Source organism: Pseudomonas brassicae (assembly GCF_010671725.1).
Lineage (GTDB): Bacteria > Pseudomonadota > Gammaproteobacteria > Pseudomonadales > Pseudomonadaceae > Aquipseudomonas > Aquipseudomonas brassicae.
Genome location: NZ_JAAHBU010000525.1, coordinates 1 through 702 on the forward strand (window position 1 = coordinate 1; position 702 = coordinate 702).

1 pseudogene is annotated in these 702 nt (G+C 68.2%); it reads left to right on the forward strand.

The features are described 5' to 3' along the window. Positions 1–98: 98 nt before the first annotated feature. Positions 99–702, forward strand: a pseudogene (locus G3436_RS25595) (GTPase domain-containing protein); the annotation flags it as partial.

Genomic DNA, 702 nt, shown 5'->3' on the forward strand with positions numbered 1-702 from the left:
GCTGGACGCCGACCGCCTGGGCGACTGGCACCAGGCGCTGGAGCACCTGGGGCTGGACTATGCCGACAGCGCCCCGATGAACTGGCTGGAGCATGGCCATGACTAAGCCGTTGAAACTGGCCGTGGTGGGCCACACCAACGTGGGCAAGACCTCGCTGCTGCGCACCCTGACCCGCGACGTGGGCTTTGGCGAAGTCTCGCACCGTCCCAGTACCACCCGGCATGTGGAAGGCGCGCGGCTGTCGGTGGACGGCCAGCCGCTGCTGGAGCTGTACGACACGCCCGGCCTGGAAGACGCCATCGCCCTGCTCGACTATCTCGAACGCCTGGAGCGCCCGGGAGAGCGGCTGGACGGTCCGGCGCGGCTCGAACGTTTTCTGCAGGGCAGCGAGGCGCGCAGCGCTTCGAACAGGAGGCCAAGGTGCTGCGCCAGTTGCTGGCCAGCGATGCCGGGCTGTATGTGATCGATGCCCGCGAGCCGGTGCTGGCCAAGTACCGTGACGAACTGGAGGTACTGGCCAGCTGCGGCAAGCCGCTGCTGCCGGTGCTCAATTTCGTGGCCAGCGATAACCATCGCGAGCCCGACTGGCGTGAAGCGCTGGCGCGCCTGGGGCTGCATGCACTGGTGCGCTTCGACAGCGTGGCGCCACCGCAGGATGGCGAGCAGCGCCTGTACGAAAGCCTGGCGCTGCTGCTGGAGCA